This window comes from Phenylobacterium sp. (assembly GCF_004299445.1).
GTDB lineage: Bacteria > Pseudomonadota > Alphaproteobacteria > Caulobacterales > Caulobacteraceae > Phenylobacterium.
On sequence record NZ_SCTC01000043.1, the window covers coordinates 1 to 24,161 of the forward strand.

The 24,161-nt window shown below is 69.6% G+C and carries 28 protein-coding genes; 10 read left to right on the forward strand and 18 right to left on the reverse strand.

Annotated features, from left to right (window positions below):
• Both EPN98_RS11435 and EPN98_RS11440 read left to right on the forward strand, forming a co-directional pair.
• Nucleotides 1-696 (forward strand): phytanoyl-CoA dioxygenase family protein (locus tag EPN98_RS11435; protein WP_293362829.1); only part of this gene is annotated, 696 nt, incomplete at its 5' end.
• 64 nt (nucleotides 697-760) lie between these two features.
• Nucleotides 761-1,585, forward strand: coding sequence for an enoyl-CoA hydratase-related protein (locus EPN98_RS11440; RefSeq protein ID WP_293362830.1), 825 nt, complete (start codon nucleotides 761-763; stop codon nucleotides 1,583-1,585).
• Between the two features lie 3 nt (nucleotides 1,586-1,588).
• Here the strand turns inward: EPN98_RS11440 and EPN98_RS11445 are convergent, their stop codons facing one another.
• From EPN98_RS11445 to EPN98_RS11485, 9 genes are all read right to left on the reverse strand, one after another.
• Nucleotides 1,589-2,329 carry a dienelactone hydrolase family protein gene (locus EPN98_RS11445; protein ID WP_293362831.1) on the reverse strand — a complete coding sequence of 247 codons (741 nt, stop codon included), beginning with the start codon at nucleotides 2,327-2,329 and terminating at the stop codon, nucleotides 1,589-1,591.
• 24 nt (nucleotides 2,330-2,353) lie between these two features.
• Nucleotides 2,354-3,166 carry an SDR family NAD(P)-dependent oxidoreductase gene (locus tag EPN98_RS11450; protein ID WP_293362832.1) on the reverse strand — a complete coding sequence of 271 codons (813 nt, stop codon included), beginning with the start codon at nucleotides 3,164-3,166 and terminating at the stop codon, nucleotides 2,354-2,356.
• Between the two features lie 76 nt (nucleotides 3,167-3,242).
• Complete coding sequence (locus EPN98_RS11455; RefSeq protein ID WP_293362833.1) at nucleotides 3,243-3,482, reverse strand: hypothetical protein; 240 nt, start codon at nucleotides 3,480-3,482, stop codon at nucleotides 3,243-3,245.
• Complete coding sequence (cckA, locus tag EPN98_RS11460; RefSeq protein ID WP_293362834.1) at nucleotides 3,483-5,600, reverse strand: cell cycle histidine kinase CckA; 2,118 nt, start codon at nucleotides 5,598-5,600, stop codon at nucleotides 3,483-3,485.
• A 55-nt stretch (nucleotides 5,601-5,655) separates the two neighbouring features.
• Nucleotides 5,656-6,744 carry a flagellar biosynthesis protein FlhB gene (flhB, locus tag EPN98_RS11465; protein ID WP_293362835.1) on the reverse strand — a complete coding sequence of 363 codons (1,089 nt, stop codon included), beginning with the start codon at nucleotides 6,742-6,744 and terminating at the stop codon, nucleotides 5,656-5,658.
• The gene (gene fliR, locus EPN98_RS11470; protein ID WP_293362836.1) at nucleotides 6,741-7,502 is read right to left on the reverse strand and encodes a flagellar biosynthetic protein FliR; all 762 of its coding nucleotides are present in this window, start codon (nucleotides 7,500-7,502) and stop codon (nucleotides 6,741-6,743) included. Before fliR ends, flhB begins: the two co-directional genes overlap by 4 nt.
• A gap of 12 nt (nucleotides 7,503-7,514) precedes the next feature.
• Nucleotides 7,515-7,778 (reverse strand): flagellar biosynthesis protein FliQ, encoded by a 264-nt coding sequence (fliQ, locus tag EPN98_RS11475; protein WP_293362837.1) that lies wholly within the window; start codon nucleotides 7,776-7,778, stop codon nucleotides 7,515-7,517.
• A gap of 142 nt (nucleotides 7,779-7,920) precedes the next feature.
• Nucleotides 7,921-9,462 carry a glycine betaine ABC transporter substrate-binding protein gene (locus EPN98_RS11480; RefSeq protein ID WP_293362838.1) on the reverse strand — a complete coding sequence of 514 codons (1,542 nt, stop codon included), beginning with the start codon at nucleotides 9,460-9,462 and terminating at the stop codon, nucleotides 7,921-7,923.
• Complete coding sequence (locus EPN98_RS11485; RefSeq protein WP_293362839.1) at nucleotides 9,459-10,226, reverse strand: ABC transporter ATP-binding protein; 768 nt, start codon at nucleotides 10,224-10,226, stop codon at nucleotides 9,459-9,461. The genes EPN98_RS11480 and EPN98_RS11485 overlap by 4 nt, the downstream gene beginning before the upstream one ends.
• An 87-nt stretch (nucleotides 10,227-10,313) precedes the next feature.
• On the opposite strand from EPN98_RS11485, the gene EPN98_RS11490 reads away from it, so the two are divergent.
• Entirely contained in the window at nucleotides 10,314-10,808 is a 495-nt protein-coding gene (locus EPN98_RS11490; protein ID WP_293362840.1) for a superoxide dismutase family protein, read from the forward strand.
• 1 nt (nucleotide 10,809) lies between these two features.
• On the opposite strand, the gene EPN98_RS11495 is transcribed toward EPN98_RS11490, so the two are convergent.
• Genes EPN98_RS11495 through flgB form a run of 3 tightly spaced genes read right to left on the reverse strand, consistent with a single transcriptional unit; the run spans nucleotide 10,810 to nucleotide 12,015 of the window.
• Nucleotides 10,810-11,145 (reverse strand): flagellar hook-basal body complex protein FliE, encoded by a 336-nt coding sequence (locus EPN98_RS11495; protein ID WP_293362841.1) that lies wholly within the window; start codon nucleotides 11,143-11,145, stop codon nucleotides 10,810-10,812.
• Nucleotides 11,146-11,155: 10 nt separating this feature from the next.
• Complete coding sequence (flgC, locus tag EPN98_RS11500) at nucleotides 11,156-11,578, reverse strand: flagellar basal body rod protein FlgC (RefSeq protein ID WP_293362842.1); 423 nt, start codon at nucleotides 11,576-11,578, stop codon at nucleotides 11,156-11,158.
• Between the two features lie 14 nt (nucleotides 11,579-11,592).
• A complete protein-coding gene (flgB, locus tag EPN98_RS11505) occupies nucleotides 11,593-12,015 on the reverse strand; it encodes a flagellar basal body rod protein FlgB (RefSeq protein ID WP_293362843.1) in 423 nt (140 codons plus the stop codon).
• An 81-nt stretch (nucleotides 12,016-12,096) separates the two neighbouring features.
• Here flgB and EPN98_RS11510 point away from each other — a divergent pair, with 81 nt between their 5' ends.
• From EPN98_RS11510 to EPN98_RS11520, 3 genes are all read left to right on the forward strand, one after another.
• Nucleotides 12,097-12,366, forward strand: a complete 270-nt coding sequence (locus EPN98_RS11510) for a flagellar biosynthetic protein FliO (RefSeq protein WP_293362844.1) — start codon at nucleotides 12,097-12,099, stop codon at nucleotides 12,364-12,366.
• The gene (gene fliP / locus EPN98_RS11515; RefSeq protein ID WP_293362958.1) at nucleotides 12,363-13,163 is read left to right on the forward strand and encodes a flagellar type III secretion system pore protein FliP; all 801 of its coding nucleotides are present in this window, start codon (nucleotides 12,363-12,365) and stop codon (nucleotides 13,161-13,163) included. Before EPN98_RS11510 ends, fliP begins: the two co-directional genes overlap by 4 nt.
• Nucleotides 13,164-13,275: 112 nt before the next feature.
• Nucleotides 13,276-13,923, forward strand: a complete 648-nt coding sequence (locus tag EPN98_RS11520; protein WP_293362845.1) for a PEPxxWA-CTERM sorting domain-containing protein — start codon at nucleotides 13,276-13,278, stop codon at nucleotides 13,921-13,923.
• Nucleotide 13,924: 1 nt separating this feature from the next.
• Here the strand turns inward: EPN98_RS11520 and EPN98_RS11525 are convergent, their stop codons facing one another.
• Genes EPN98_RS11525 through EPN98_RS11545 form a run of 5 tightly spaced genes read right to left on the reverse strand, consistent with a single transcriptional unit; the run spans nucleotide 13,925 to nucleotide 20,108 of the window.
• Nucleotides 13,925-16,849 carry a tetratricopeptide repeat protein gene (locus EPN98_RS11525; RefSeq protein WP_293362846.1) on the reverse strand — a complete coding sequence of 975 codons (2,925 nt, stop codon included), beginning with the start codon at nucleotides 16,847-16,849 and terminating at the stop codon, nucleotides 13,925-13,927.
• A gap of 3 nt (nucleotides 16,850-16,852) precedes the next feature.
• Nucleotides 16,853-17,800, reverse strand: coding sequence for a hypothetical protein (locus EPN98_RS11530; RefSeq protein WP_293362847.1), 948 nt, complete (start codon nucleotides 17,798-17,800; stop codon nucleotides 16,853-16,855).
• Nucleotides 17,797-18,381, reverse strand: coding sequence for a DUF6468 domain-containing protein (locus tag EPN98_RS11535; protein ID WP_293362848.1), 585 nt, complete (start codon nucleotides 18,379-18,381; stop codon nucleotides 17,797-17,799). Before EPN98_RS11535 ends, EPN98_RS11530 begins: the two co-directional genes overlap by 4 nt.
• Nucleotides 18,378-19,463, reverse strand: a complete 1,086-nt coding sequence (fliM, locus tag EPN98_RS11540; RefSeq protein ID WP_366558476.1) for a flagellar motor switch protein FliM — start codon at nucleotides 19,461-19,463, stop codon at nucleotides 18,378-18,380. The genes EPN98_RS11535 and fliM overlap by 4 nt, the downstream gene beginning before the upstream one ends.
• Nucleotides 19,464-19,490: 27 nt before the next feature.
• On the reverse strand, nucleotides 19,491-20,108 hold the full coding sequence (locus EPN98_RS11545) for a flagellar basal body-associated FliL family protein (RefSeq protein WP_293362849.1): 618 nt from the start codon (nucleotides 20,106-20,108) through the stop codon (nucleotides 19,491-19,493).
• A gap of 232 nt (nucleotides 20,109-20,340) precedes the next feature.
• Here EPN98_RS11545 and flgF point away from each other — a divergent pair, with 232 nt between their 5' ends.
• From flgF to flgH, 4 genes are read left to right on the forward strand one after another with little or no spacing between them, the layout of a single operon-like run.
• Nucleotides 20,341-21,078: a flagellar basal-body rod protein FlgF gene (gene flgF / locus EPN98_RS11550; RefSeq protein WP_293362850.1), complete on the forward strand. Its 738-nt coding sequence runs from the start codon at nucleotides 20,341-20,343 to the stop codon at nucleotides 21,076-21,078.
• 14 nt (nucleotides 21,079-21,092) lie between these two features.
• Nucleotides 21,093-21,881, forward strand: coding sequence for a flagellar basal-body rod protein FlgG (flgG, locus tag EPN98_RS11555; protein WP_293362851.1), 789 nt, complete (start codon nucleotides 21,093-21,095; stop codon nucleotides 21,879-21,881).
• Between the two features lie 4 nt (nucleotides 21,882-21,885).
• Nucleotides 21,886-22,626 (forward strand): flagellar basal body P-ring formation chaperone FlgA, encoded by a 741-nt coding sequence (gene flgA / locus EPN98_RS11560; RefSeq protein ID WP_293362852.1) that lies wholly within the window; start codon nucleotides 21,886-21,888, stop codon nucleotides 22,624-22,626.
• Between the two features lie 11 nt (nucleotides 22,627-22,637).
• Nucleotides 22,638-23,369: a flagellar basal body L-ring protein FlgH gene (gene flgH / locus EPN98_RS11565; RefSeq protein ID WP_293362853.1), complete on the forward strand. Its 732-nt coding sequence runs from the start codon at nucleotides 22,638-22,640 to the stop codon at nucleotides 23,367-23,369.
• A gap of 62 nt (nucleotides 23,370-23,431) precedes the next feature.
• Here flgH and EPN98_RS11570 read toward each other — a convergent pair whose 3' ends face one another.
• Nucleotides 23,432-24,130: a PEPxxWA-CTERM sorting domain-containing protein gene (locus tag EPN98_RS11570; RefSeq protein ID WP_293362854.1), complete on the reverse strand. Its 699-nt coding sequence runs from the start codon at nucleotides 24,128-24,130 to the stop codon at nucleotides 23,432-23,434.
• Nucleotides 24,131-24,161 lie beyond the last annotated feature (31 nt).

Below are 24,161 nucleotides of genomic sequence, written 5' to 3' on the forward strand. Positions count from 1 at the left end.
CGCGGGCGCAATGCGTTCGAGGGATTCTCCACCGAGCGGATCTACACGCTGGTGGCCCGCGGCAAGGTGTTCGAGGACCTGACGGAGGAGCCGCGCGTCCTGGCGATCCTGGATCGGTTCCTGCAGCCCGGCTATCTGCTGACCGCCAGCCAGTCGATCCAGATCCTGCCGGGCGAAGCGGCCCAGGACCTCCACACCGACGACGGCTTCTACCGCCAGCCCCGCCCGCGGCCGCCGATCAGCATGACCGTGATCGCCGCGGTGGACGCCTTCACCGCCGAGAACGGGGCCACCGAAGTCATCCCGGGCAGCCACCTGTGGGGCGACCTGGGCGACTGCGTGCGGGCGAAGGGGGCCGAGACCATGGAGTCCCAGCTGGTTCCGATGGAGATGCCGGCCGGGGCGTGCCTGGTCATGGCCGGAACCTGTGTCCATCGCGGCGGCGCCAACCGCACCGAGCGACCGCGGCTGGCCTTCACCAATCAGTATTGCGAGCCGTGGGGGCGGACACAGGAGAACTTCTTCCTGGGGGTGCCTCCCGAGCGGGCGCGGGCGATGTCTCCCCGGCTTCAGACCCTGCTGGGCTACGACATCCATCCGCCGTTCATGGGCATGGTGAGCTCTGTCCATCCGCGCAAGGCGCTGGAGCCGAACTGGCTTGCCCCCGTGGTGGCGCAGGACCCTCGCTCGGCCTGACGCGCGGTCAGGCTTTACTGCCGCTGCGGCGCCGGCGCTGCCATGCGGGCCAGGAGGAACCCTCATGGCAGACCAACCGATCCTGCTTACCGACAGCCCCGCCCCCGGCGTGCGGCGGCTCACGCTGAACCGCCCGGAGAAGCGCAATGCGCTCTCGAACCAGCTGCGCGGCGAACTGTTCGCGGCGCTGGAGGCCGCCGACAAGGATCCCGAGGTGCGGGTGATAGTCCTGCGCGGCGCCGGGACGTGCTTTTCGTCGGGCTACGACCTCGCGGGCCTGGGCGAGCTGCCGTTCCACACGGCCGGGGCGCAGGGCCAGTGGGCCCGCCACGTGGTCGAGGGTTGCTTCCGGATGTGGGACCTGGCCAAGCCGATCATCGGCCAGGTGCACGGCTGGTGCCTGGCCGGCGGTTCCGAACTCGCGTTCGCCTGCGACCTCGTCTACATCGCCGAGGACGCACAGGTGGGCTACCCGGCCGTGCGTACGATGAGCTCGCCAGACAACCAATTCTATCCCTGGCTGATGGGGATGCGCGCCGGCATGGAGCTGATGCTGACGGGCGACTCGATCTCCGGCGTCGAGGCGGCCCGGCTGGGCTTCGCGAACCGCGCCTATCCGCTCGACGAGCTGGAGCCCGCGGTCACCGCCATGGCCGAACGTATCGCCAAGGTCGACCCGGAGCTTGCCCAGCTCAACAAGCGTCTGGTCCACCGTCAGATGGAGGCGATGGGCCTTCGCGCGGGGCTGCGGGCCGGCACCGACCTGCACGCTCTGGGTTGGCACACCAAGGCCAGCCGCGAATTCATGGCCCAGATGCGGCAGGGCGTGAAGCAGGCGCTGAACACCCGGGATTCAACCTTCGGCGACTACCGCACGAAGGAGGAGTGACGCCTAACCCAGATTCCGCTGGAAGAGGGCGAACAATCGCTCCCAGTGCCGCTCGGCCGCGGGCTTGTCGTAGACCGCGCCGCGCTGCGGGAAGGCGAAGCCGTGGTGGACGCCGGGATAGAGCTCGACCTCGGCGTTGACCTTGGCCTGCTTCAGCGAGGCGTCGAGGGCCTCCACCATCTCCAGGGGCGCGTAGGTGTCGTGCTCGGCGCAGGCGAAGTAGAGTTCGGCCTTGGCCTTCTGCGCCGCCAGGTGCGGGCTGTCGGGACGGTCGGTGACCAGTTGGACGCCGTAGAGCGAGGCGGCGCAGGCGATGCGCTCGGGATGGCGGGCCGCCGCGTTGATCGCGTACTGGCCGCTCATGCAATAGCCGATGGCCCCCGCCTTGCCGGGGCTGGCCGCCGGGTCACGATCGGCGAACGCCAGGAGCGCGTCGGCGTCGTCCATGACCATCGGAATGTTGATCGAACCCATCAGCTCGAACATCCGCGCCCGCGCCTCGGCCTCGGGCAGCGGCGGCAGGTCGGCGAGTTCCAGCACGCCCTTCCGGTAATAGAGGTTGGGCAGCATCACGTAGTAGCCCGCGGTGGCGATCCGCCGGGCCATGTCGCGCAGCTCCTCGCGGATCGCCGGCGCATCCATGAAGAACAGGATGATGGGATGGGGCCCGTTCCGCTCGGGATGGACGATGAAGGTCGTGGTCTTTCCATCGCGCGTGGCGATGTCGACGGTCTGTTCGATCATGAGGTCTGCTCGATCAACGGGGGCTCAAACCAGCTCGGACGGCTTGATCCCCAACTCTTGCAGCATCGGGGCCGCGTGGTCGATGCGGCCTGTCATGGTCTTCGGGTCGCCGACCGAGAGCTGGTAGACGGCCTCGGCGATGTATTCGATCGGCGTGACCCGGTCCTTGGTGGCCTCGGTGATCAGGCCATGGACCGCGACCCCGGGGGTGTCGACGAGGCCGGGCGAGATGACGTTGACCGCGACGTTGTCGTCGTAGACCTCGGAGGCCAGGCCGGTGGAGAAGCGCTCCAGCGCGGCCTTGCACATGCCGTAGATCGTGCCGCCGCCGCGGCGGTTGTAGGGCTGCTTCGGGTGGATGGCGGCGCCGGACGAGATGTTGGTGATCCAGCCCTGCTTGCGCTCGCGCATCGACGGCAGGACCAGCTGGGTCAGGTGGAGCGGCGCCCAGACCTGGACCTCGAACATCAGGTCGAAGCGCTTCTTGGGGAAGGTCTCCACGGGGATGAAGAACGTGACGGCGGCGTCGTTGACCAGGATGTCGACGGGCCCGTAGGCGGCGACCGTCTCCTCGACCAGACGGATGCGGTCGGCTTCAAGCGACAGGTCGGCCTTGACCGCCGTCGCCTCGCCTCCGGCGGCCCGGATCCGCTCGACGGTGGCGGCCAGCGTGCCCGGAAGCTTGCTCTCACCGGGCTCCGCCGTGCGGGCCGAGGCCACGACCTTGGCGCCTTCCATGGCCAGGCGCACGGCGATGGCTTCGCCGATGCCGCGGCTGGCGCCCGTCACCAGCGCCACCTTGCCCTTCAGAGTCCCGTTCGGATTCACGCCCGCCATCGTCGTCCTCCCATACCGCGTTTTCTGATTGGCGGCAGGGTCGCGCGGCTGGCGCGCGGGCGCAAGGGGTCGGCGCTCAGTCCTGTTCGCGCACGGTGAGCCGGCCGACCGTCAGTTCGTCCACGTCCAGGCGGCGGAGATGCACGCGCCGGACCGTCAGCCGACCGATCGCGAGCCGGCCGATCGCCAGCGCGCCGACGGCGATGGCGCCGAAGGCGAGCGCGCCGAGCAAGGCCGAGCCCAGGGCCGCCGTCCCCACGGCGGTTGCGCCAGTGGCCGAGGCCGGGACCGTCGCTGACGACTTGGATGCGGACATCTAGGCGGCCTTCTGCAGTTCCTGCTTCACCCGCTCGGCCAGGGTCTTGATATCGATGGGCTTGGGCAGGAACGACACGTTGCGCTCGCCCTCCAGCAGGTCGGAGAACTCGCTCTCGGCGTAGCCCGAGATGAACATCACAGGGGCGGCGCCCAGATACTGGCGCGCCTGTTTCAAGAGGTCGGGCCCCTGCATGCCCGGCATGACCACGTCCGAGATCATCAGGTCGATCTCGCCGGCATGGGTCTCGGCGTACTCCAGGGCCTCTTCGCCGCTGGCGGCTTCGATGACCTCGTAGCCGCGGGCGCGCAGCAGCTTGGCGGCGACGCCGCGCACGGCGTCCTCGTCCTCGACGAACAGGATCCGGCCGGCGCCCGACAGGTCGCGGGCGGCGGGGCGCTTGGGCGCGACCGGCTCGACGGCCGGAGCCGCAGCCTCCTGGGCCGGCGCCACGTGGACCGGCAGGAAGATGCGGAAGGCCGCACCCTGGCCCGGCTTGGAGTCGACCGCGATCCAGCCGTCCGACTGCTTGACGATGCCGTAGACCGTGGCCAGGCCCAGACCCGTCCCCTCGCCCACCGCCTTGGTGGTGAAGAAAGGCTCGAAGATCTTTTCCTTCACCTCGGGCGGGATACCGGGACCGTCGTCGCTGACGTCGATCAGCGCGTGATCGCCCTGGGCGGTCGGATAGCCCAGGCTGCGGGCCTCCTCCTGGGTGACCCGGGCGGTTCGGATGTTGATCACCCCGCCGCCATGGCTGCGGATGGCGTCGCGGGCGTTGACCACCAGGTTCATCACCGCGGTGTCCAGCTGGCCGCGGTCGGCGCGGACGTGCGGCAGGTTGCGGCCATAGTCGGTGACCAGCTTGATGTCCTCGTGCAGCAGCCGGCGCAGCAGCACTTCGGATTCCGAGATCATCTCGCCCACGTCCAGGATCTCGCGCTGGACCGTCTGCTTGCGCGAGAACGCCAGCAGCTTGCGCACCAGGTCGGCGGCCCGCATCGACGTCTGCTTGATCTCGTTAAGGCCTTCGTAGGAGGGATCCCCGACGGGGTGGCGGGTGGACAGCACGTCCAGCTGCATGAGGATGGCGGTCAGCAGGTTGTTGAAGTCGTGCGCCACGCCGCCGGCCAGCTGGCCGATGGCCTGCATCTTCTGGCTCTGGGAGAGCTGCAGCTCGACCTGCTTCTGCTCGGAGACGTCCACCAGGTAGGCCACCCAGCGATCGCCGGTCTGGGTCAGGTAGAGGTGGGCGATGCGGGCCGGGTCGTGGGCCAGGCGCACTTCGAGCGGAGCATGGCCGTCGCGGTGGTCGGCCAGCCGCAGGCCGGCGTCGAGGCGGCTGGCGGGCTCGATCAGCGCGCCGAACACCTGCCCCGCCTCGCCACCCTTGGCGAGGGCGGCCAGCGCGGGGTTGGCCTCGATGATGCGGGCCTCGAAGGGGTCGTCGCCCTCCAGCAACGCCGCGCCGAACGGCGAGGCGGCGGCGAACGCGTCCAGCACCTTGGGCGGCGGGGCCTTGGCGGTGGCCACGGCGTTCAGGACTTCCAGGGCCGACGACGGCAACGCCAGCGGACCGCCGCCGCGGCCGGCCAGCCGCACCAGGAAGCGGCGGGGACCGATGGGCGAGACCATGGCCTCGCGCTCCTGGCCGCCGGCCTTGATGGGCGCGCGGCCAAGTTCTCCACGACGGGCTGCGGCCAGGGCGCCGAACAGGCTCGAGGCGGCCGCGCCGCTCTTGGGCAGGCGCGGGTGCGCGCCCATCGTCTCGCGCCAGGCCGAGTTGGTGGTGAGCAGCCGCCCGTCGGGCGCGACCACGGCGGCGGGCTCCTCCAGCGCGGCCAGGAACGCCTCGGCGCCGGCCTCGGCCTCCTGCGGGGCCTCGGGCGAGCCGCGCAGCACGAACAGGCCGATGCAGGCGACGCCGGCCAGGCCGATCAGCAGCAGCGAACTGCCCAGCGCCTCCAGCGGCGCATTCAGCAGGGGCGCGCCGGCGAAGATCACGGCCAGCAGGAAAAACAGCACCGCGAACGCGGTGAAGACGTCGGCCTTACGGGTCTTGGACGGCGGCTCGGCCATGTGAGGGCTCAGCGCTTCCGGCGATTCGATGCTCTGCATTCTGTCACAAGGCCAACAACTTAGTGAGAAATGGGCGCCGGGGGCGGCCGACGGTCTAGAGAGGCCTGGCCGCCGGGCGGCGACGCTGGGCCGAATTCAGGATGAAGCCGATGATCTTGGCGACGGCTTCATAGTGGGCCGCCGGGATCATATCGTCGATGTCCACCGAGGCGTAGAGCGCCCGCGCCAGGGGCGGATCCTCGATCACCGGCACCCCGGCCTCCTCGGCGACGCCCCTGATCTTGAGGGCGAGGGAGTCGAGGCCCTTGGCGACGCAGGTGGGCGCGGCGCTCTCGCCCTGCTCGTACTTCAGCGCCACCGCGTAGTGGGTCGGGTTCATGATCACGACCGTCGCGTTGGGCACAGCCTGCATCATGCGCTGGCGTGCGCGGGTGTAGCGGATCTGCTTCTGGCGCGCCTTCACGTGAGGGTCGCCTTCGCTGTTCTTGTAGTCTTCCTTGACCTCTTCCTTGGTCATCCGCTGGCGGACCATGAAGCGCTGGCGCTGCCACAGATAGTCGCCGGCCGCCACGACCAGGGTCAGCGCCAGGACCGCGAAGACCAGCCGGCGGAGAATCTCGAGGCACAGCGGCAAGATGGCCGACGGGTCCAGCGCCGCGAGCGAGGCGAACTGCGGCATGTAGGGCTTCAGCACCCACCACACGAGGATGCCGATGACGATGACCTTCACCGTCGACTTGGCGAACTGCATCAGGCTGTCGGGGCCGAACAGCCGCTCGAAGCCCTTTCCCAGCGAGACCTTGGAGAAGTCGGGCTTCACCTTGTCGGGCGTGAAATGCAGGCCGGTCTGGATCAGGTTGGCGCCGGCGCCCGAGATGGCGGCCGCCGCCATCACCGCGACCAGGATCGGCGCACTGGCCATCATCGCATAGCGGAAGATCTCGACGCCCCCGTTCCCGTGCAGCGACATGGCGTCGGGCCGGGCGATGAAGGGCAGAAGCTGGGCGGCCAGGTTGCGCGACAGCCAGCCGCCGGCCAGCAGCACCACGCCCGACACCGCCGCCAGGGTGGCGAAATGCGCCAGATCCATGGTCTTGGGGATGTCGCCCTTTTCCCGAGCCTTCTCAAGCTTCTGGGGTGTCGCCTCTTCTGTTTTTGAGTCTTTTTCCGGAGCTTCGCTCATGTGCCGAGGAACGTCCCCAGCAGGCCGCGGTAGCGGTCGATCCAGATGATGCCGATCGAGCCCAGGCTAAGGGCGAAGACCGACAGGCCCAGAAGCACGATCAGCGGGGTGGCGGCGAAGAACACCTGAAACTGCGGCATCACCCGCCCGACAAGGCCGGCGGCGACGTTGAACACCAGCGAGAAGACGATCACCGGCGCCGAGAGCTGGAGCCCGAGCGCGAACGAGCTTCCAAGGGTCTGGACGGCGAGCTGCCCCGCATCGGCGACCGGAACGTCGCGGCCGAACGGGAACAGGTCGAACGACCGGACGATGGCGGCGATGAACAGATGGTCCAGGTCGGTGGCGAAGATCAGCACGATGCCGATGAGGCCCAGGAACGTGCCCAGCGTGGTGGACGGCGCCGCCTGCATCGGGTTGGCGGTCTGGGCGAACGAGAGGGTGGTCTGCAGCGACACGATCTCGCCCGCGGTCGCCAGCGACGTCATGAAGAGACGCAGGATGGCACCGATCAAGAGGCCGATCACGACCTCGCGGATCACCGCCAACCCGAAGTCGCCCGCGCCGGTCGCCAGCAGCGGGACCTTGCCCGCCAGCAGCGGGAACAGCATCAGCGACAGGGCCAGCGCGAACGACAGGCGGATGCGCGCCGGAATGAACGTCTCGCCCAGGCCGGGCATGAGCATGACGATGGCGCCCAGCCGCGCGAAGATGAGGCCGGCGGCGTAGACCTGTTGGGCCGTGGCGTAGGATTCCACTCGCCCGGCCGCCTACATGCCCGCGATGCGGGCCGCGATATTGCGCATGAAACTGCTCATCAGCGCGCCCATCAGCGGCAGGAAGACCAGCAGCGACACGAAGATGGCGACGATCTTGGGGGCATAGACCAGGGTCTGTTCCTGGATCTGGGTCAGGGCCTGCAGCAGGCCGATGCCGACGCCCACGATCAGGCCCACCAGCAGCACCGGCGCGCACAGTTGAATGGTCAGCCAGATGGCGTCTCGCCCGACGTCCAGAACCTCGGCGCCGCTCATCGAAAACCTCATGCGGAAGACAGGGACTCGGCGGTCGCCCCGCCGGTGCCCCAATCTCGCCGGTCATGGTTAACGAAAGGCTAGAGGGGGTTAACCATGACCCAAACGACTCGCTCCCTCCCTCCTTGCGGGGAGAGGGCCCTCAAGGGAGGGCGAGGGCGCGCGCCGCCTCGGCCGGGGTCACCTTCCCCGCGTCGCGGTCGACGCTGTAGTTGGCCGCGCGCATCGCCTCGACGGAGACGGCGCCGACCAGAGGCTGCAGGGCGTCGAGCAGCCGCCGATCCTGCGCACGCCTGGGCGAGACCAGGATGACCGCATCGTAGGGCGGGATGGCGCCCCGGGGGTCGCTCAGCACCACCAGCCTGTCGGCGGCGATGCGGCCATCGGACGAGAAGGCGCTGATGACGTCGGCCTCGCCTGAGCCGAGGGCCCGGTACATGAAGGTGGGCTGGAACGAGCGCTCGGCCTTGAAGGTCAGGTTGTAGGCCGCGTCGACCGCCTTCCATTCGGGCCGCGAGAGGAACTCGACGTCCGTCCCCAGGGTGAGGTTGCGCGCCTCGCGGGCCAGGTCGTCCAGGGAGGTCACGCCCAGGGCCTTGGCCCGGTCGGCGCGCATGGCGAAGGCGTAGGCGTTCTCGAAGCCCAGCGAGCCCAGGACGACCACGCCGTCGCGCTTCTTCAGCTCGGCGGTCAGCTGGGTCAGGATGGCGGCGCGGCCGGGGTTGTCGGTTCGGCCCAGGACGCTGGTCCAGAGGGTGCCGGTGTAGTCGACGTAGACGTCGATCTCGCCGGCGGCCAGGGCGCGGTAGGCCACGCTGGAGCCCAGGTTCTCCTTGCGCTCGACCTGGGCGCCGGTGCGTTGGAGGCGATCGGCCATCAGCGCGGCCAGGATGTACTGCTCGGAGAAGTTCTTGGCGCCGACCACATAGGCCGCGGGCCGCCCGAAACTGGCCAGCGGCAACAGGGCCGCCGCGGCGCCGACCAGCAGGGCGACGAGGCCCCCGAGGACCATGCCGCGCCGCCGGGTGCGCAGACCCGTCTCAACGAGGCCCAGCAACTGATCGGTCGTCATGGCCAGGACCGCCGCCGCGGCGCAGCCGAACAGCACCGAGACCCAGTTCTCGGTCTGCAGGCCGGCGAAGATGTAGTTTCCCAGGCTGGTCTGGCCCACGGGGGTGGAGAGCGTGGCGGCGCCGATGGTCCACACGGCGGCGGTGCGCACGCCGGCCATGATCACCGGCGCGGCCAGCGGCAGCTCGACCTGGATCAGCTTCTGGCGGCGGGTCATGCCCACGCCGTCGGCGGCCTGTGAGATCGCCGGATCGACGCCCGTGATCCCGGTCACCCCGTTCCGCAGGATCGGCAGGATCGAATAGAGCGTCAGCGCCAGCAGCGACGGCAGGAAGCCCAGGGCCGAGAACCCCTGCCCCAGCAACGCCTGGGACGCAGCCGAGAGGGCGAGGAGCAGCGGATAGAACAGCGCCAGCAGGGCCAGGCTGGGGATCGTCTGGATCAGGCTGGCCAGCGCCAGCACCGGCCAGCGCAGGCGCGGGCTCCGGCTGGCCGCCACCGCCAGCGGAAGGCTGATCACCAGGCCCAGGGCCAGCGCGCTGACGCTGAGCAGCACATGCCAGCCCAGGTATTCCGGCAGAAGCTCGAAGGCGGCGGCCAGTTGCGGGCTCATGCGCCAAGCCTCTCGCGCAGCCGCTCGGCCTGGCGCTTGGGAGCCTCCAGCAGGGCCAGCACCTGGGGATCCTTCGACGAGGCGAGCAGTTCGGCCGGCGCCCCATCGGCCAGGATGCGCCCGCCCGCCAGCACCACGATGCGGTCAGCCAGCAGCACCGCCTCGGCCATGTCGTGGGTGACCATCAGGGTGGTCAGGCCCAGGCGTTCGTGGAGGGCGCGGTAGTCGGCCCCCAAAGCGTCGCGGGTGACGGGGTCGAGCGCCCCGAAAGGCTCGTCCATCAGCATGAGGCGAGGCTCGGCCGCGAGTGCGCGCGCCACCCCCACCCGCTGGCGCTGGCCGCCCGACAGCGCCGCCGGCGCGCGGCCGGCCACGTCCGCCGGCAACGCGACCAGCTCCAGCAGCTCGGCCACGCGGGCGGCCATCCTGGATGCGTCCCAGCCCAGCAGCCTGGGCGTGATGGCGATGTTCTCGGCGACCGTCAGGTGCGGGAAGAGGCCCACCTCCTGGAAGACGTAGCCAATGCGCCGACGCAGCAGATGGGGCTCGGCCGTCGCCACGTCCTCGCCGGCCACGCTGACCCGCCCCGCGTCGGGGGCGATGAGGCCGTTCACGGTCTTGAGAAGGGTCGTCTTGCCTGAGCCGGATCCGCCCACCAGCGCCACGAACTGTCCGGCCGAGACCGCGAGGTCGACGCTGTCGAGGGCGGCGTGGGCGCCGTAGCGCTTGGAGACGCCTGTGAGTTCGATCAGCGCATCGGCCATAACCCCGCGTAGCACTCCCTCGGCGCTTGGGGGAGCCATCGCGCGCGGCTACACGTTGCAGATCGGTTCGAAACGGAGTTGTCCCCCATGCGCCGCCCCATCGCCCTCGCCGCCGCACTCGCCTTCGCCGCCACCAGCGCGATGGCCGCCCCCGTGACCGTGTCGCTGAAGACCGGCGCAGGCGCCGACGCCGGCAAGGCGACCCTGACCGAGGCGCCGAACGGCGTGCTCCTGCGGATCGAGGCCAAGGGCCTGACTCCCGGCTGGCATGGCCTGCATTTCCACGAAAAGGCGGACTGCTCGAAGGCCGACTTCACCTCGGCCGGCGCCCACACCCACGGCGCCGAGAAGGCCGTGCATGGACTTCTGAATCCCGCGGCCAACGAGACCGGAGACCTGCCGAACCTCTACGCCGCGGCCGACGGGACCGCGAACGCCGAGATGTTCAAGCGCGTCGTCACCCTGAAGGCGCTGCAGGACGCGGACGGCTCGGCCCTGGTGATTCATGCCAACGCCGACGACCACATGACCCAGCCGATCGGCGGCGCGGGGCCGCGCGTGGCCTGCGGCGAGATCAAATAGGCTAGATCGGCATCCGCATGATTTCCTGGTACGCCGAGATCACCTGATCGCGGACGGCGATGACCGTCTCCAGGCTGGCCTCGGCGGCCGAAATCGCGGTGACCACGTCGACCAGTTCGGTGCGGCCGGCCACCTGGGCGGCCATCTGGTGCTCGGCGTGTTTCGAGGCGGCCATCGCGTCGGTCATCGCCGACTTCAGGATCGCGCCGAACCCGCCCGGCGGGCCCGCGGCAGGGCTCGACAGCGACGGCATGCCGTCGGCCTCGCCGGGGCCTCCGACCCCGATCCCCTTCTGGGCGGACGCATAGGCCTTGGCGGCGGCAAGCGGGGTGATCATCGGCTAGCCCCTACTTCTTCAACAGATCGAGCGTGCGCTGTTCCATGCTGCGCGCGGTCTCGATGACGTTGAGGTTGGCCTCGTAAGCCTTCTGCGCCTGGCGCATGTCCATCGCCTCGACGAGAGAGCTGACATTGGGCAGTTTCACATAGCCCTTGGCGTCGGCCGAAGGGTGGCCGGGGTCGTACTCCTGCCGGAACTCGGTCTGGTCGGCCTCGACCTTCGACATCCTCACGCCGCGCGCGCCCGAGATGCGGGTCGGCTCGAACACCGGGGCCTGACGCCGGTAGGGGTCGCCGCCGGGGGTCTTGGACGTGGAGTCGGCGTTGGCCAGGTTCTCGGCGATGATCCGCATGCGCGCCTGCTGGGCGCGGAGCGCTGAGGCCGCGATCGCCTGGGTGACGCCGCCAACGGGCAGTCTGGAGTCGGCCATCTAGCTCTCCTGCCTCACGCGCCCGGCCGCTTGGTGGCCAGGCGCAGCATGCCCATGGACTTCTGATAGAAACTGATCGCCGCGTCGTAGTTCATCCGGGACTCGGCCATCTTGATCATCTCTTCCTCGAGCACGACCGAGTTGCCGTTGAGCGTGGTCTCGGAGTCGGGAGACCGCACCGTCTTGAACTGGCCGCCGAGGCGCGACTGAGGGCCTTTAGGCGCGATGTGGCCCGGCTGGGTCACCGACATGGCGCCCGACTGACCCGCCCGCTGCGCCTGGACCCGCGCGTCAAAGCTGAAGGGCTTCATGTCCTCGGGGATGTAGCGGGCGGTGTCCGTGTTGGCGACGTTCTGCGCGATGACCTTCTGGCGCTCGCTGAGATACCCCAGCCGGCTGCGCAGCATCGAGAAGAGAGGGATGTCGGCCAGGTTCATGCCCGGCGACTCTGAACAAACAGGGTTAATCCGCGCTTAAGGGATTCAGCGGCGAATGGGCCTCCTCAGGGACCCCGCCGCATGGACCTCGCCACCTTCGCCCGCGCCATATTCGCCCTCGTGCTCACGCTGGGCCTCATCGGGCTGGCCGCCGTGGCGCTGCGCAAGTACGGCCCCGATGCGATGGCCCGCTTCCAGGGCGTGCGCAAGGACCGCCGCATGCGGGTGGTCGAGACCCTGGTGCTGGACCCGTCCCGCCGGCTGCTCATCGTCGAGTGCGACGGGCAGGAACGCCTGGTCTTGCTGGGCGAGGGCCGCGTCGTCGACCTTAAGCCGCGGGACGCCGCCTGATGCGCGCACTGTTCGCCGCGATCCGCACCCTGCCGGCCGAGGACTGGCGCCGCGCGGCGCTGATCGCGCTGGTCACCACCTTCGCGGCCATGATCGTCCCGGCCGCCGCGGTGGCCCAGACGCTGAACGTCAACCTGGGCACCGGTGCGGGCCTGACCGAGCGCGTGGTCCAGCTGGTCGGCCTGATGACGGTGCTATCGCTGGCGCCGTCGATCGTGATCATGACCACCTCGTTCGTCCGCATCGTGGTGGTGCTCTCTCTGCTGCGCACCGCGCTCGGCCTTCAGCAGAGCCCGCCGAACGCCGTGCTGATCTCGCTCAGCCTGTTCCTGACCGCCATCGTCATGGGCCCCACCTTCGACCGCTCGTACAACGAAGGCGTCCGTCCCCTGCTGGAGCAGCAGATGGAGCTGCCGGCGGCGTTCGACGCGGCGGGCGGGCCGGTGAAGCAGTTCATGCTCAGCCAAGTGGACCAGGAGGACCTCGCCCTCTTCGTGCGCCTGTCGAAGGTGCCGCGGCCGGCCAACCTGCAGGAGCTGCCGATCCGCGTGGTCACGCCGGCCTTCATGATCTCGGAGCTGAAGCGGGCGTTCGAGATCGGCTTTCTGCTGTTCGTGCCTTTCCTGGTCATCGACCTGGTCGTCGCCAGCGTGCTGATGAGCATGGGCATGATGATGCTGCCGCCGGTGGTCATCAGCCTGCCCTTCAAGCTGATCTTCTTCGTCCTGGTGGACGGGTGGCGGCTGGTGGCCGGCAGCCTCGTCGAGAGCTTCCAGCGCGGCGCGCCGGGCGGATAGCGGCGACGCGGCCAAGCTCGCCTTCCCCGTGCAGTCGATCAGCGTGCGGGGGAATTCGCTCGCACGATTCACGTACCAGGGTTCAGTTAACTCGAACCTTGGGGAGAAAACTGTGCGCAACACCTTTGCGGCCGCGGCCGCCATCATCGCCTTCGCAGCCGCCGGCGCGGCTTCGGCCGATACCATCTACACAACTCGGGCTGCGTTCGACGGCGCCACGTCCGGGCAGTCGATCGCCGACTTCGACGGGGTCGCGGGCGCTGGCAGCTTCGCCAGCTATGGCAACGGACCCTATGTCGAGAGCGGCATGACCTTCACGGGCAACGGCAGCATGTTCGTGATCGATCCGGGCTACTACGGCTCCAGCTATGCGGGCGGCGGCTTCCTGAATTCGGACTACGCGAACCCCAACGTCATCACCGTCAACTTCGCGGCCAGCCAAGCGTTCGGCTTCGACTTCGGCGCGCTGACCGCCGGCGCTGTGCAGTTCTCGCTGGCGTTCTCGAATGGCTCGAACGTGGTGACCCAGGTGTCGCTGAACAGCATCGGCACTACGAACGCGCTCGACTTCTTCGGGATCGTCACCAATACGGCCTTCACGTCGGTGTCGATCACCATGAACGACGCGCCGCAGTACAACGCCCTCGACAACGTCACGATCGGCGGCGCGGTGCCGGAACCGGCGACGTGGGCGCTGATGATCGGCGGCTTCGGGCTGGCCGGTTCGGCGCTGCGCCGTCGCCGCGCAGTGACCGCCTAGATCATCCCTTGGCGGCGGGCTTGGGCGGCGAAGCCTGAGCCTGCCGTGCGGGCGGGGCGGCGGGCTTGCCGGTTCCGACCGGCGCGGCGCGGGTCTTGAAGCGGCCCTTCATCTTCTCGACCCAGCCGGCGAAGACCTCGTTGTCGGCCGAGACACGGCCGAAATCGCCCACGCTCAGGCGCCCGGTCGGCGCGCCGGACAGCGCGACACGCAGGGCCTCGGGGTTGTTGGCCTTCTCGTAGAAGCCCTGGTAGCGGCTCTGAAGGCGATCCAGCGAACCCTCGTCGCCCGCCAGGCTGTAGGCGACCCCGGCGCGCAGCAGGCGGCCTTCCTCATCCGACGAGAGCGGGGTCGCGGTCTTCCAGCGATCACCCAGGCTCTTCTCGAACAAGGGGGCGGCGGCGGCCCAGTTCTTCTGTTTCCAGAGGATTTCCGCGCGCAGGTCCTGGGCTTCCTTGCCCGTGTCGCGCTCGATGATCTCCAGGGCGCTGTCGTGACGTCCGAGGCTGCTCCAGGCGCGCGCTTCGACCAGGCGGCGTTCCGCGCTGAGCGCGAGGGGCAGCACCGTCGTGCGTGAGGCGTTGATCGCCTCCAGCGCCAGCTCGGGCTTGCGATCCATCAGGTATATCACGGCGAGGTCCGTGGAGACCTGGGCCTTGGGCACGCCGTCGAGACGGTTCTCGGCCTGATACTTCAGAAGGTCGGCGGCCTGGGGCAGCAGGTCCACGTCCACCAGGCGGCGAACGATCTTGCGGACCATCAGGTCGCCGTCGGCCCCCAGCGGGGCCAGCTCGCGGAAGTCGAAGAACAGCGCCAGCGCCTGGGTCGGCTCCAGGCCGTCGGCATGGCCATCCAGGAAGAGCCCGCGGAAGGCGGCGTTCAGGTCCGCCTGCAGCTGCAGCGCCTCGGGCAGATCGGGCAGGCGCACGCCGGCCGACCGAAGCGCCTCCAGCGCTTCGCGGTAGCGGCCCTGCGCCAGGTAAAGCTGGCCCAGCGCGCGAATGGTCTCGAGCTCGGTCGCGTCGCCGCGCCAGCGGTAGCGCAGGTTGTCGAAGACGAGCGCCGCCTGCGCGGGCTTGATCTGGCCCAGTTCGAGGCGGATCTGGGTCGAGCGCAGCACCGCCGGCGCCGAGAGCGACTCCACGGGCGCCGTGGCGATCGCGTTGTAGACCTTCAGCGCGCGGTCCTTGTAGCCCTGCAGCTCGATGATCCGGGCCTGGACCAGCCGGGCGCGCAGCTGTTCCTCGGGATCGACCTTTTCCTCCAGCGCCATGCGGATACGGGTGTCGGCGCCGATCAGGTCGCCCTGGGCCAGCGCGGCCTGGGCGTCGGCGCGGGCGAAGCGCGCCTTCCAAAGGGGCGACATCAGACCGTAGGCCTCGACGCCCTTCACGAAGAGGGCGCGCGCCTCGCCGTACTGGGCGAGCTGGGTGGCCACGTAGGCGCGCCAGAGGGCGGTCGACGGATCGTCCGCCAGCGACGGCGCCGAGAAGTCGGTGTCGGCCTCGGCATAGCGGCGCGACAGCGTGCGCGCCACGCCCCGCAGGCCACGGAACTCAGGGTCGTCGAGCATCTCGGGGTGCTCGCGCGCCAGGGCGTTCAGAAGGCCGATGGCCTCGTAGCTCAGCTCGGAGCCCACAAGGAAGCGGGCCATGGCCATGCGCGCGGCGACCGGCGCCTCGGGATCCTTGTTCCCGCTCTCGGCCGCGGCGGCGGCGAACAGGCTCTCGTAGCGGCGCAGGAACCCGCCTTCGCCGGTCTTGGCCCATTCGGCGGGCACGATGGCCGGCATGATCGCCGGCTGCGGGGCGCCCAGCTTGGCGTCTTCACGCTCGCGGGTGGCCCAGGCCGGCGAGAGGGTCAGGCCCTTGGCGCGGCTGATGCGGACGATCTCGCCGTCGCGCTGGACCGTCAGGTCCTCGACCAGCGACTCGATCGCGAGCCCCTGGATCGACGGCAGCAGCGCCGCGTCGACGAAGTCGCGGCGCGTGGGGATGCCCTTGGGCGGGCCCAGCGCGGTGACCACGGTCAGGGTGTCGCCCACCACCGGATCGACCATGTTGATGACGCGCGTGGCGCCGGCCACGGGCGCCTTCAGGGTGGCCGGGCCGCCAGCGGCGTCGCGGCTGACGCGCACGATCGAAGGCTGCGACTGCGGGCCGGGGCCCAGCGAAATGGTCCAGGTGTTTCCCTGCGAGGCCACGAAGACCGGGGCGTCGGGATCGGCGTCGATGCGGAGCGCCGCGTGGTCGGCGCCCTTGAAGGCCTGCACCCCGCGCAAGGGCCGGACGCCGCGGGGCGTGGCCGTCACGTCGAGGCTGGCAGGCGCGTCGAAGACCACCCAGACGGCGTCGCCGCGACGGAAGACCGCCGCGCCCGCGGGGTTGGCCCAGGTGAAGGCGAGCTGGGTCTGGCCGCCGGCCACCTTGGCGTCCATCCGCACCACGCCGCCAGGCGGCAGCGGGTCGGGCCGCGGCGGTTCGGCCTCGGCGACGGCCACGGTCTCGGCCGCGGCCGCAGGGTCAGCCGGCGCGGCCTCGGCCTTCTCGAAGACGTTGACGTAGGTGGCGCCGTCGGCCTGGCCGATGCTGACATCGGCGTTGTCGGCCAGGGTGAGGACGAGCTGGACGCCTTTGGCCGTTCGCTTGCGCTCGGCCGACTTGACCCACCTGGGCGGCGAGGTGAGCAGGCGGGCCACGTCGGGATCGCCCGACATGCTGATCGTGACTGTCTGACCCTGACGGCTGGCGAGCGCGCCGCCGCGGATCTCGATACGCGAGAAGGTCTCCGCTGTGGCCACACGAACGTCGGGGCCGCCGCGCTGGGCGACGGCCTTGACCGCGGGTGCGACGGCCCCGGCAGGAACCGCGACGCTGGCGATGCAGGCCGCGGCGACCCCGGAGCGGAGGGCCTTCTTGAGACTCATGCGCTAGCCGGACTTGGCCGGCGGCGTGGAGGCCGGAGCCGCGGCGGGCGATGCTGCGGCCGGCGCGGGCCCCGCGGCAGGCTTCGCGGCCTGCTGGGCGGCCGGGGCCTTCTTGCGCGGCGGGGCCTTGCGGGCGGGCGCGGGCTTCTTCTCCTCGGCGGTCGGATCGACGGAGGCCGTCTTGGCCGGCGTGGCCTTCTCGTCAGCGGCGGCGGCGGCCTTGGTGGCGGCGGCCTGGGCGTCGGAGTAGCGGCGCGCCAGCATCTCGGTCAGCTTCTTGGCGTCCGCGGCCGACATCTGGGCCATGATCGCCGAGAGCGCGCGCTCCTTCATCTTGGCGGCGATCTTAATGCGCACGCCATCGTCCAGCGCCGCCAGGCGCGGGGCGGCGTCCTTGGCCTTCATGCCCTCGAAGACCTTCACCAGGCGGTCGATCTCGGCCTGTTCCTTGGTGGTGGACTGGTTGAGCAGGCCGTTGACCTCGGCCTTCAGGCCGTTCAGCGCCTTGATCTTGGCGTCGAGTTTGGCCTCGGCGGCGGCCATCAGCGCGAGCTGGGTGTTGAGGTCGTTCTCGCGGGCGTCCAGGGCGCCGCGGCGCTGGCCCAGGCTCTGCAGCACCTGCAGTTCGGCCGGCGACAGGCCCGCCTGCTTCGCGAGCTCGGCGGCCGTCGGCGCGCAGACGGCCTTGGGCGCTATGCTGGGCGCGGGCAGGCCGGCCACAGCGTCCTTGGACTCGCCGGTCGCGGCCGCCTCGCCGGTCTTCGCATCCTTGCCGCCGACCTTCGCATCGGCCTTGGCGTCGGGCTTCGCGGCCTTCGTGGCCTCTTCGGCAAAGGCCTGCGCGCCGGTCAGCAGGCCGCTGAGGTCCTGGGCGCCCGACATGGCATTGACGACCAGGACGCCGCCGATGGCGACACCGACCAGGGGAAGGATGCGGGGGACGGACTTCAACGGCGCGCTCCGGCAAAGCGGTCGAACGCCGGGGGCGCGTCCTCGAACAGGTCGTCGTCAGGGGTCACGGCGATGCGGCGGCCGGGCAGCGGAGCGCGCCCGACCCGCGGCTCGCGCTCGACGGCCGGCGCGGCCTCGGGCTGGGCCTGGGCGGCCTCCTTGGCGGCGAGGCGCGAGCGGGCCATGGCCAGCAGGTTGGACAGCCGCTGCTCGGCATTATCCTCGACACGCGGCGCCGGAGTGACCGCCGGCATCGATCGCGGCTGCAGGCGCTCGGACGACATCGCGCGGGGCAGTTCCGGCGCGGCCGCCACCAGCTTCTCCAGCTTGGCGGCCAGAGCGCGGCCCTTCTCGATGCGGTCCGACAGCATGTCGGTGGCCTCGTCGGTGGCGGCGCGAAGGTCGGCCAGCCCCTGCTCGGCGCGGACAGCGGCGACGTTCAGTTCGCGCACGGCGGCCTCGAAGCCTTCATGGCTGTCGCGCAGGGCCTTGAGGCGCTTGTTGAGGCGCAGGCCGACGACCATGGCCGCGACCAGGAGGCCGGCGAGCAACAGGTTCATGCCGATGGCGATCAGGCTCATGACAACCTCTGGACGGCTTGCCGGGCGCTGGGCGAAAGCGGGGCTTCCACGCGGACGGCGATGTGGGCGTTGCGACGGCCCATGCGGCCGCGCGTGAGGGGGATGGTCCCGGCCCGAAGCTCGATCAGGCTGTCGGGACCCGCGTTCAGCATCAGGGTGTCGCCGACCTTCAGATCCAGCACCCGGCGGAGGCTGATCTGCTGCTCGTCGAGCACGGCGCGGACCTCGGTGTTGGTGGTCCACAGCTCGGTGGCGAGGTGGCTTTCCCAGATGTTGTCGCGGCCGAACTTCTCACCCATGAACTGCTGCAGCAGCATCTTGCGGATGGGTTCGAGCGTCGCGTAGGGCAGCAGCAGCTCGATGCGGCCGCCGCGGTCTTCCATGTCGATGCGCAGCTTCACCAGGATCGCCGCGTTGGCGGGGCGCGCGATGGCCGCGAAGCGCGGGTTGGTCTCCAGGCGGTCCAGCGTGAAGTGAACCGGCGTCAGCGGCTCGAACGCCTCCTTGGCGTCGGCCAGCACCACCTCGACCATCCGCTGCACCAGCACGCGTTCGATGGTCGTGTAGGGACGGCCTTCGATCCGCATCGCCGCCGTGCCGCGACGGCCGCCCAGCAGGACGTCCACGATCGAGTAGATCAGGTTCGAGTCGACCGTCAGCAGGCCGTAATTGTTCAGCTCCTCCGCCCGGAACACCGACAGGATGGCCGGCAGCGGGATCGAGTTCAGATAGTCGCCGAAGCGGATCGAGCTGATGTTATCGAGGCTGACCTCGACGTTGTCGGAGGTGAAGTTCCGCAGGGAGGTGGTCATCAACCGCACCAGGCGGTCGAAGACGATCTCCAGCATCGGCAGGCGTTCGTAGCTGACCAGCGCCGAGTTGATGATGGCGCGGATGCCGGTCCGCTCGGCGATCTCGTCGTCGGTGAGGTCGAAGCCCAGGAGGCTGTCGATCTCGTCCTGATTCAGGATGCGCTCGGCAGAGTTGGCCTCGGCCGCAGCCGCGGCCGCCCAGTCGGTCTCGCCGCTGGCTTCGAAACCGCTTGCAGCGCCTTCAGGAGGGAGTTCGTTCTCGTCGGCCATGGTCGTGTGTGATCATCCGCGCGGGCGCTAGTTGATCAGCATCTCCTCGATCAGGACGGCGTTGGCCTTGGACGGGGCGATCACCAGGTTGACCCGGCGCAGGATCTCCATGCGCAGCTGGTAGCTGCCCTGGCTGCCCGCCAGGTCCTCGGGACGCAGTTCGCGCAGGAAGGTCTGGAACATGTCCTGGAGCCGCGGCATGTTCGGGTCGAGTTCCTCGACCGCGCCCTCGTCCGGCAGCTCCAGCGTGAGCTTCAGCTTGAGGAAGGTGGGTCGACCGTCGGCGGTCTGCATGTTCACCACGACGTCGGGCATGGTGTAGAAGACGATGCCGTCAGGGCCTTCGCGGACGACCGCCGCACCCTTCTCGCCTTCCTTGCCGCCCTTGCCCTTCTCTTCCTTCTTCTTTTCCTTCTTCTTGTCCTTGCCCTTCTCGCCCGCCTGAGCGGCCTCATCGGGCTTGGGCTTGAGGAAGACGAACGCAGCCGTGCCGCCGCCGCCCAGCACGACCAGGGCCGCGACGCCGCCGATGATCAGCATCTTCAGCGGGAGCTTCTTCTTCGCGGGAGCTTCGCCCTCCGCGCCCTCGGCGCCTTCGGGCGCTTCGCCCTCGGCCTCCTTGGGTTTCTTCTCCTTCTTCGCCACGTGCGCCCCAGTCCTTCAAGACCGTCTTTGAATTCCGGCGCGTCCTGAATGGCCCGCTTTAGTTAAGAAGCGGTTTTTAACACCTCTTAACGCGCCCATTTCCTGCCCGGCAAAATCCGCCGCGAGGCGCGCGTTAACCATCGTGTTTGTTGATTTTATTGACGTTTCAGACTGGCCCGACCTTTGCATGCCGGAAAGCCAGAAAGTCGCACCACCAGGTTGCCCGGTTAAAATGGAAAACGCGCTCTACGTCGGTCTGTCCCGCCAGATGATCCTCCGCAGGGAGATGGAGATCATCGCGAACAACATCGCCAACATGGACACCAACGGCTTCAAGGTGGAGTCGATGATCCAGAAGACCGACCCGTCGGAGCCGGCGGTCACGCTGGGCGGGCCGCGGCCGGTGAAGTTCGTCGCCCCCGACGGCGTGGCCCGCGACTTCGGCCAGGGCGTCCTGACCCGCACCGGCGGGGAACTGGACATGGCCATCGAGGGCAAGGGCTTCTTCCAGGTCCAGACGCCCCAGGGCCCCCGCTTCACCCGCGACGGCCGCTTCACCACCGACACGACCGGCCGACTGGTGACCCAGGGCGGACACGCCGTGCTGGACGCCAGCGGCGGCGAGATCGTCATCAATGCGGAGAAGGGCCAGGTCTCGGTGGGCTCGGACGGCTCGATGAGCCAGGGCAACGAGACCGTCGGCAAGGTGGGCATCTACACGTTCACCAATCCCGGCGCGCTCGAGAAGGCCGGCGACAACCTCTTCCGCAACGGATCGAACCTGGCCGCCAACCCGGCCGCCGAGGCCAAGCTGCGCCAGGGGTTCCTGGAAGGCTCCAACGTGAGACCGGTGCTCGAGATCACCCGCATGGTCGAGGTGAGCCGCGCCTACGAGAGCACCACCAAGATGATGGAATCCGAAGCCGAGCTCTCGCGCCGCTCTGTCGAGCGCCTGGGCCGGGTTCAGTAAGGGGATAGCGACCGATGCAGGCTCTACGCACTGCGGCCACCGGGATGGCCGCCCAGCAGATGAACGTCGAGGTCATCTCGAACAACATCGCCAACATGAACACCGTGGCGTTCAAGCGCCAGCGGGCCGAGTTCCAGGACCTCCTGTACCAGACCTTCCAGGCCGCCGGGACGCAGTCGTCCGACCAGGGCACGATCGTGCCGACGGGCGTGCAGGTGGGCGCGGGCGTGAAGGCGGGCGCGGTCTACCGGGTCCAGACCCAGGGCTCGCTGACCCGCACCGACAACCCGTACGATCTGGCCATCGACGGTCGGGGCTACTTCCAGGTGCTGACGCCGTCGGGGGAGACCGCCTACACGCGCGCCGGCAACTTCTCGACCAACGACCAGGGCCAGCTGGTGACGCAGGACGGCTACACGATCGAGCCGGCGATCACGATCCCGGGCGACGCGATCCGCGTGTCGGTGTCGAAGTCGGGGCAGGTCGAGGTGCTGCAGGCCGGACAGACCGCGCCCAGCGTCGTGGGGGTGATCGAGCTCTCCACCTTCGTCAACGAAGGCGGCCTCGAGGCCCTGGGCGGCAACCTCTACAAGGAAACCGCGGCCTCGGGCGCGCCGACGAACGGGACCCCGGGCTCGACCGGCATCGGCACCCTGACCCAGGGCTACACCGAAGCCTCGAATGTCGACGCGGTGGCGGAGATCACCGCGCTGATCGTCGCCCAGCGCGCCTACGAAATGAACTCCAAGGTCATCTCCACCGCCGACAACATGCTGGCCACCGCCAACCAGGTGAAGACCTAAGCTCATGAAACTGTTCGCGTCTCTCGCCGCCCTGCTGGCGATCGCAACGCCCGCCCTGGCTGGCGTGCCCGTCACGGTCAAGGCCGACATCGTCGACGCCGACGGCGTCGTGACCCTGGGCGAAATCTTCAGCGGCGCGGGCGCCGCCGGCCCCACCCCGGTGGCCAGCCGCGCCCAGGCCAGCGTGATGCTGAACGCCCAGGCGGTGCGTATCGCCGCCGCCCGCGCAGGTCTCGACTGGGCCAACGCCGAGGGCCTGCGCACCATCGTCGTGCGCGGCGAGACCACGGCGGCGGCCGGCGCGACCGCCGCCCGCGGCAACGTCGACGTGCTGACCTGGGCCCGTTCGATCCAGGCCGGCGAGATGATCCAGCCCGCCGACATGGTCTGGGGAAAGGCCGCCGCGGCCCCCGCCGACGCGCCCAACGATCCCGAGGCGGTGATCGGACTGGCCGCCCGCCGTCCCCTGCGCGCCGGCGCCGCCGTAGCCGGCCGCGATGTTTCGGCTCCGCAGGTCGTGCAGGCCAATGAAGTGGTAACCCTCACCTACGACAACGGTGGGGTCTCGCTCGCGCTCCAGGCCAAGGCCCTCTCCGGCGGCGCGGTCGGCGAGACGATCAACGTGCAGAACGTCACGTCGAAGAAGACCGTCCAGGCCGTGGTCACCGGACCCGGGCAAGCGGCGGTCGGACCCCAGGCGGAGCAGCTGAAGCTCAACCGCTCGACCCGTTACGCGCTCCGTTGAAGGAAGCTCACATGCGCCTGCGCAGCCTGGCCCTCGCCGCCCTCCTCGCCCCTCTCGCCGCCTGCTCGACCGTGAAGGAAGCCGTGCGCGGCCCCGACCTCGCGCCCGTCGGCTACCCGGCGTCGCTGGCGCCGATCACCCAGCCGATGGTGTCGGCCCGCGAAAGCGGTCCCCAGCCGGCCAGCGCCAACTCGCTGTGGCGCTCGGGCGCCCGCGCCTTCTTCAACGACCAGCGCGCCGGCCGCGTCGGCGACATCCTGACGGTGCAGATCGACATCGACGACAGCGCCAAGACCAACAACGCCACCACCAGCTCGCGGACGGCGGGCATGACGGCCGGCGTGCCGCACCTGCTGGGGCTGGAATCGAGCCTTGGGAAAATCCTGCCGGGCGGCTTCGATCCGGCGAACGCGATCGAGACCAACTCGGCCACGAACAACGCCGGCGCCGGTTCGGTGAACCGCCAGGAGAAGATCAACCTGACCATCGCCGCGGTGGTCACCGGCATCCTGCCGAACGGCAACATGGTGATCCAGGGCACCCAGGAGGTGCGCACCAACGCCGAGGTGCGCCAGCTCACCGTGGCCGGCATCGTGCGGCCCGAGGACATCTCTTCGGCCAACACCATCCGCCACACCCAGATCGCCGAGGCCCGCATCAGCTACGGCGGCCGGGGCGACATCAGCCGCGTCCAGAAGACCCCGGCCGGTCAGAGCCTGATCGAGAGATTCTCGCCGTTCTGATCGCCCCGTCCGCCTGACGCCCGTGCTGTCTGAGCCTCCGCGCAAGCGGAGGCTCTTTCATGTCAGGCGTGGGCCGGGCGGCCCCGTCGCAGGCCCGCCCCCGCGAGGCTGAAGCCCAGGATCATCAGCGCCCACGCGGCCGGCTCCGGAACGGCCCCCGGTGGAGCCGCGACCACGTCGAACGTCACATTGTCGAGGCCGGCCCCCAGATAGCTTGAGGTCAGCGCCGTGCTGGCCAGGAACGTCAGCCGCACCGAGGGTCCGGTCGCCACGAAATCGTAGGTGAAGCGCTGCCAGTCCGACCCGCCTGCGGTCAGGCCCAGGGTGTTGGTGAAGCTGCCGGCCAGGGCGTCGTCGAGCCGAAGATCCAGCGTCACGTCGCCATAGCTGCCCTGGCCGCGGATGAAGAAGGCTCCGACGTCAAAGCCGACGCGATAGGTCTTGCCGGCCACCGTATCGATCGCGTTGGATTTCACGCCCTTGCCCCGACCCACGACGCCCGTGAGCTCGAGGAAGTGGGCCCCCTCCGAACTGACCACGCCCAGGCCGCCGTAGGCCGCGCTGTTCTGGTAGGCGATCTCATCGTCGCCACCGGGCAGCGAGTCCACCACAGTCCAGCCCGGCAGGAACGTGCTGCCGTGATGGAGATAGACCACGTTGGCCGTGCCGGGCTGCTCGAAGCCCCCGTTCACCAGGCTCGCGGCCGAAGCCGGAGCCGCGATCGCGACCGCCGCGAACGCAACAAGCGCAACTCTCTTCATCAATGCACCTTTGGAGGGACAAGGCCCGCCG

What these genes read in the sequence shown, in the direction of transcription:
- EPN98_RS11480 (WP_293362838.1), bottom strand. Translation starts at nt 9,462, where the DNA reads ATGAGCCCGCAACTGGCCGCCGCCTTCGAGCTTCTGCCGGAATACCTG.
- flgA (WP_293362852.1), top strand. Translation starts at nt 21,886, where the DNA reads ATGAAACTGTTCGCGTCTCTCGCCGCCCTGCTGGCGATCGCAACGCCC.
- EPN98_RS11440 (WP_293362830.1), top strand. Translation starts at nt 761, where the DNA reads ATGGCAGACCAACCGATCCTGCTTACCGACAGCCCCGCCCCCGGCGTG.
- flgB (WP_293362843.1), bottom strand. Translation starts at nt 12,015, where the DNA reads ATGAACCTGGCCGACATCCCTCTCTTCTCGATGCTGCGCAGCCGGCTG.
- EPN98_RS11510 (WP_293362844.1), top strand. Translation starts at nt 12,097, where the DNA reads ATGGACCTCGCCACCTTCGCCCGCGCCATATTCGCCCTCGTGCTCACG.
- EPN98_RS11490 (WP_293362840.1), top strand. Translation starts at nt 10,314, where the DNA reads ATGCGCCGCCCCATCGCCCTCGCCGCCGCACTCGCCTTCGCCGCCACC.
- EPN98_RS11485 (WP_293362839.1), bottom strand. Translation starts at nt 10,226, where the DNA reads ATGGCCGATGCGCTGATCGAACTCACAGGCGTCTCCAAGCGCTACGGC.
- EPN98_RS11535 (WP_293362848.1), bottom strand. Translation starts at nt 18,381, where the DNA reads ATGAGCCTGATCGCCATCGGCATGAACCTGTTGCTCGCCGGCCTCCTG.
- flgF (WP_293362850.1), top strand. Translation starts at nt 20,341, where the DNA reads ATGGAAAACGCGCTCTACGTCGGTCTGTCCCGCCAGATGATCCTCCGC.
- EPN98_RS11525 (WP_293362846.1), bottom strand. Translation starts at nt 16,849, where the DNA reads ATGAGTCTCAAGAAGGCCCTCCGCTCCGGGGTCGCCGCGGCCTGCATC.
- flgG (WP_293362851.1), top strand. Translation starts at nt 21,093, where the DNA reads ATGCAGGCTCTACGCACTGCGGCCACCGGGATGGCCGCCCAGCAGATG.
- EPN98_RS11450 (WP_293362832.1), bottom strand. Translation starts at nt 3,166, where the DNA reads ATGGCGGGCGTGAATCCGAACGGGACTCTGAAGGGCAAGGTGGCGCTG.
- cckA (WP_293362834.1), bottom strand. Translation starts at nt 5,600, where the DNA reads ATGCAGAGCATCGAATCGCCGGAAGCGCTGAGCCCTCACATGGCCGAG.
- flhB (WP_293362835.1), bottom strand. Translation starts at nt 6,744, where the DNA reads ATGAGCGAAGCTCCGGAAAAAGACTCAAAAACAGAAGAGGCGACACCC.
- fliQ (WP_293362837.1), bottom strand. Translation starts at nt 7,778, where the DNA reads ATGAGCGGCGCCGAGGTTCTGGACGTCGGGCGAGACGCCATCTGGCTG.
- flgC (WP_293362842.1), bottom strand. Translation starts at nt 11,578, where the DNA reads ATGGCCGACTCCAGACTGCCCGTTGGCGGCGTCACCCAGGCGATCGCG.
- EPN98_RS11570 (WP_293362854.1), bottom strand. Translation starts at nt 24,130, where the DNA reads ATGAAGAGAGTTGCGCTTGTTGCGTTCGCGGCGGTCGCGATCGCGGCT.
- flgH (WP_293362853.1), top strand. Translation starts at nt 22,638, where the DNA reads ATGCGCCTGCGCAGCCTGGCCCTCGCCGCCCTCCTCGCCCCTCTCGCC.
- fliM (WP_366558476.1), bottom strand. Translation starts at nt 19,463, where the DNA reads ATGGCCGACGAGAACGAACTCCCTCCTGAAGGCGCTGCAAGCGGTTTC.
- EPN98_RS11495 (WP_293362841.1), bottom strand. Translation starts at nt 11,145, where the DNA reads ATGATCACCCCGCTTGCCGCCGCCAAGGCCTATGCGTCCGCCCAGAAG.
- EPN98_RS11455 (WP_293362833.1), bottom strand. Translation starts at nt 3,482, where the DNA reads ATGTCCGCATCCAAGTCGTCAGCGACGGTCCCGGCCTCGGCCACTGGC.
- EPN98_RS11445 (WP_293362831.1), bottom strand. Translation starts at nt 2,329, where the DNA reads ATGATCGAACAGACCGTCGACATCGCCACGCGCGATGGAAAGACCACG.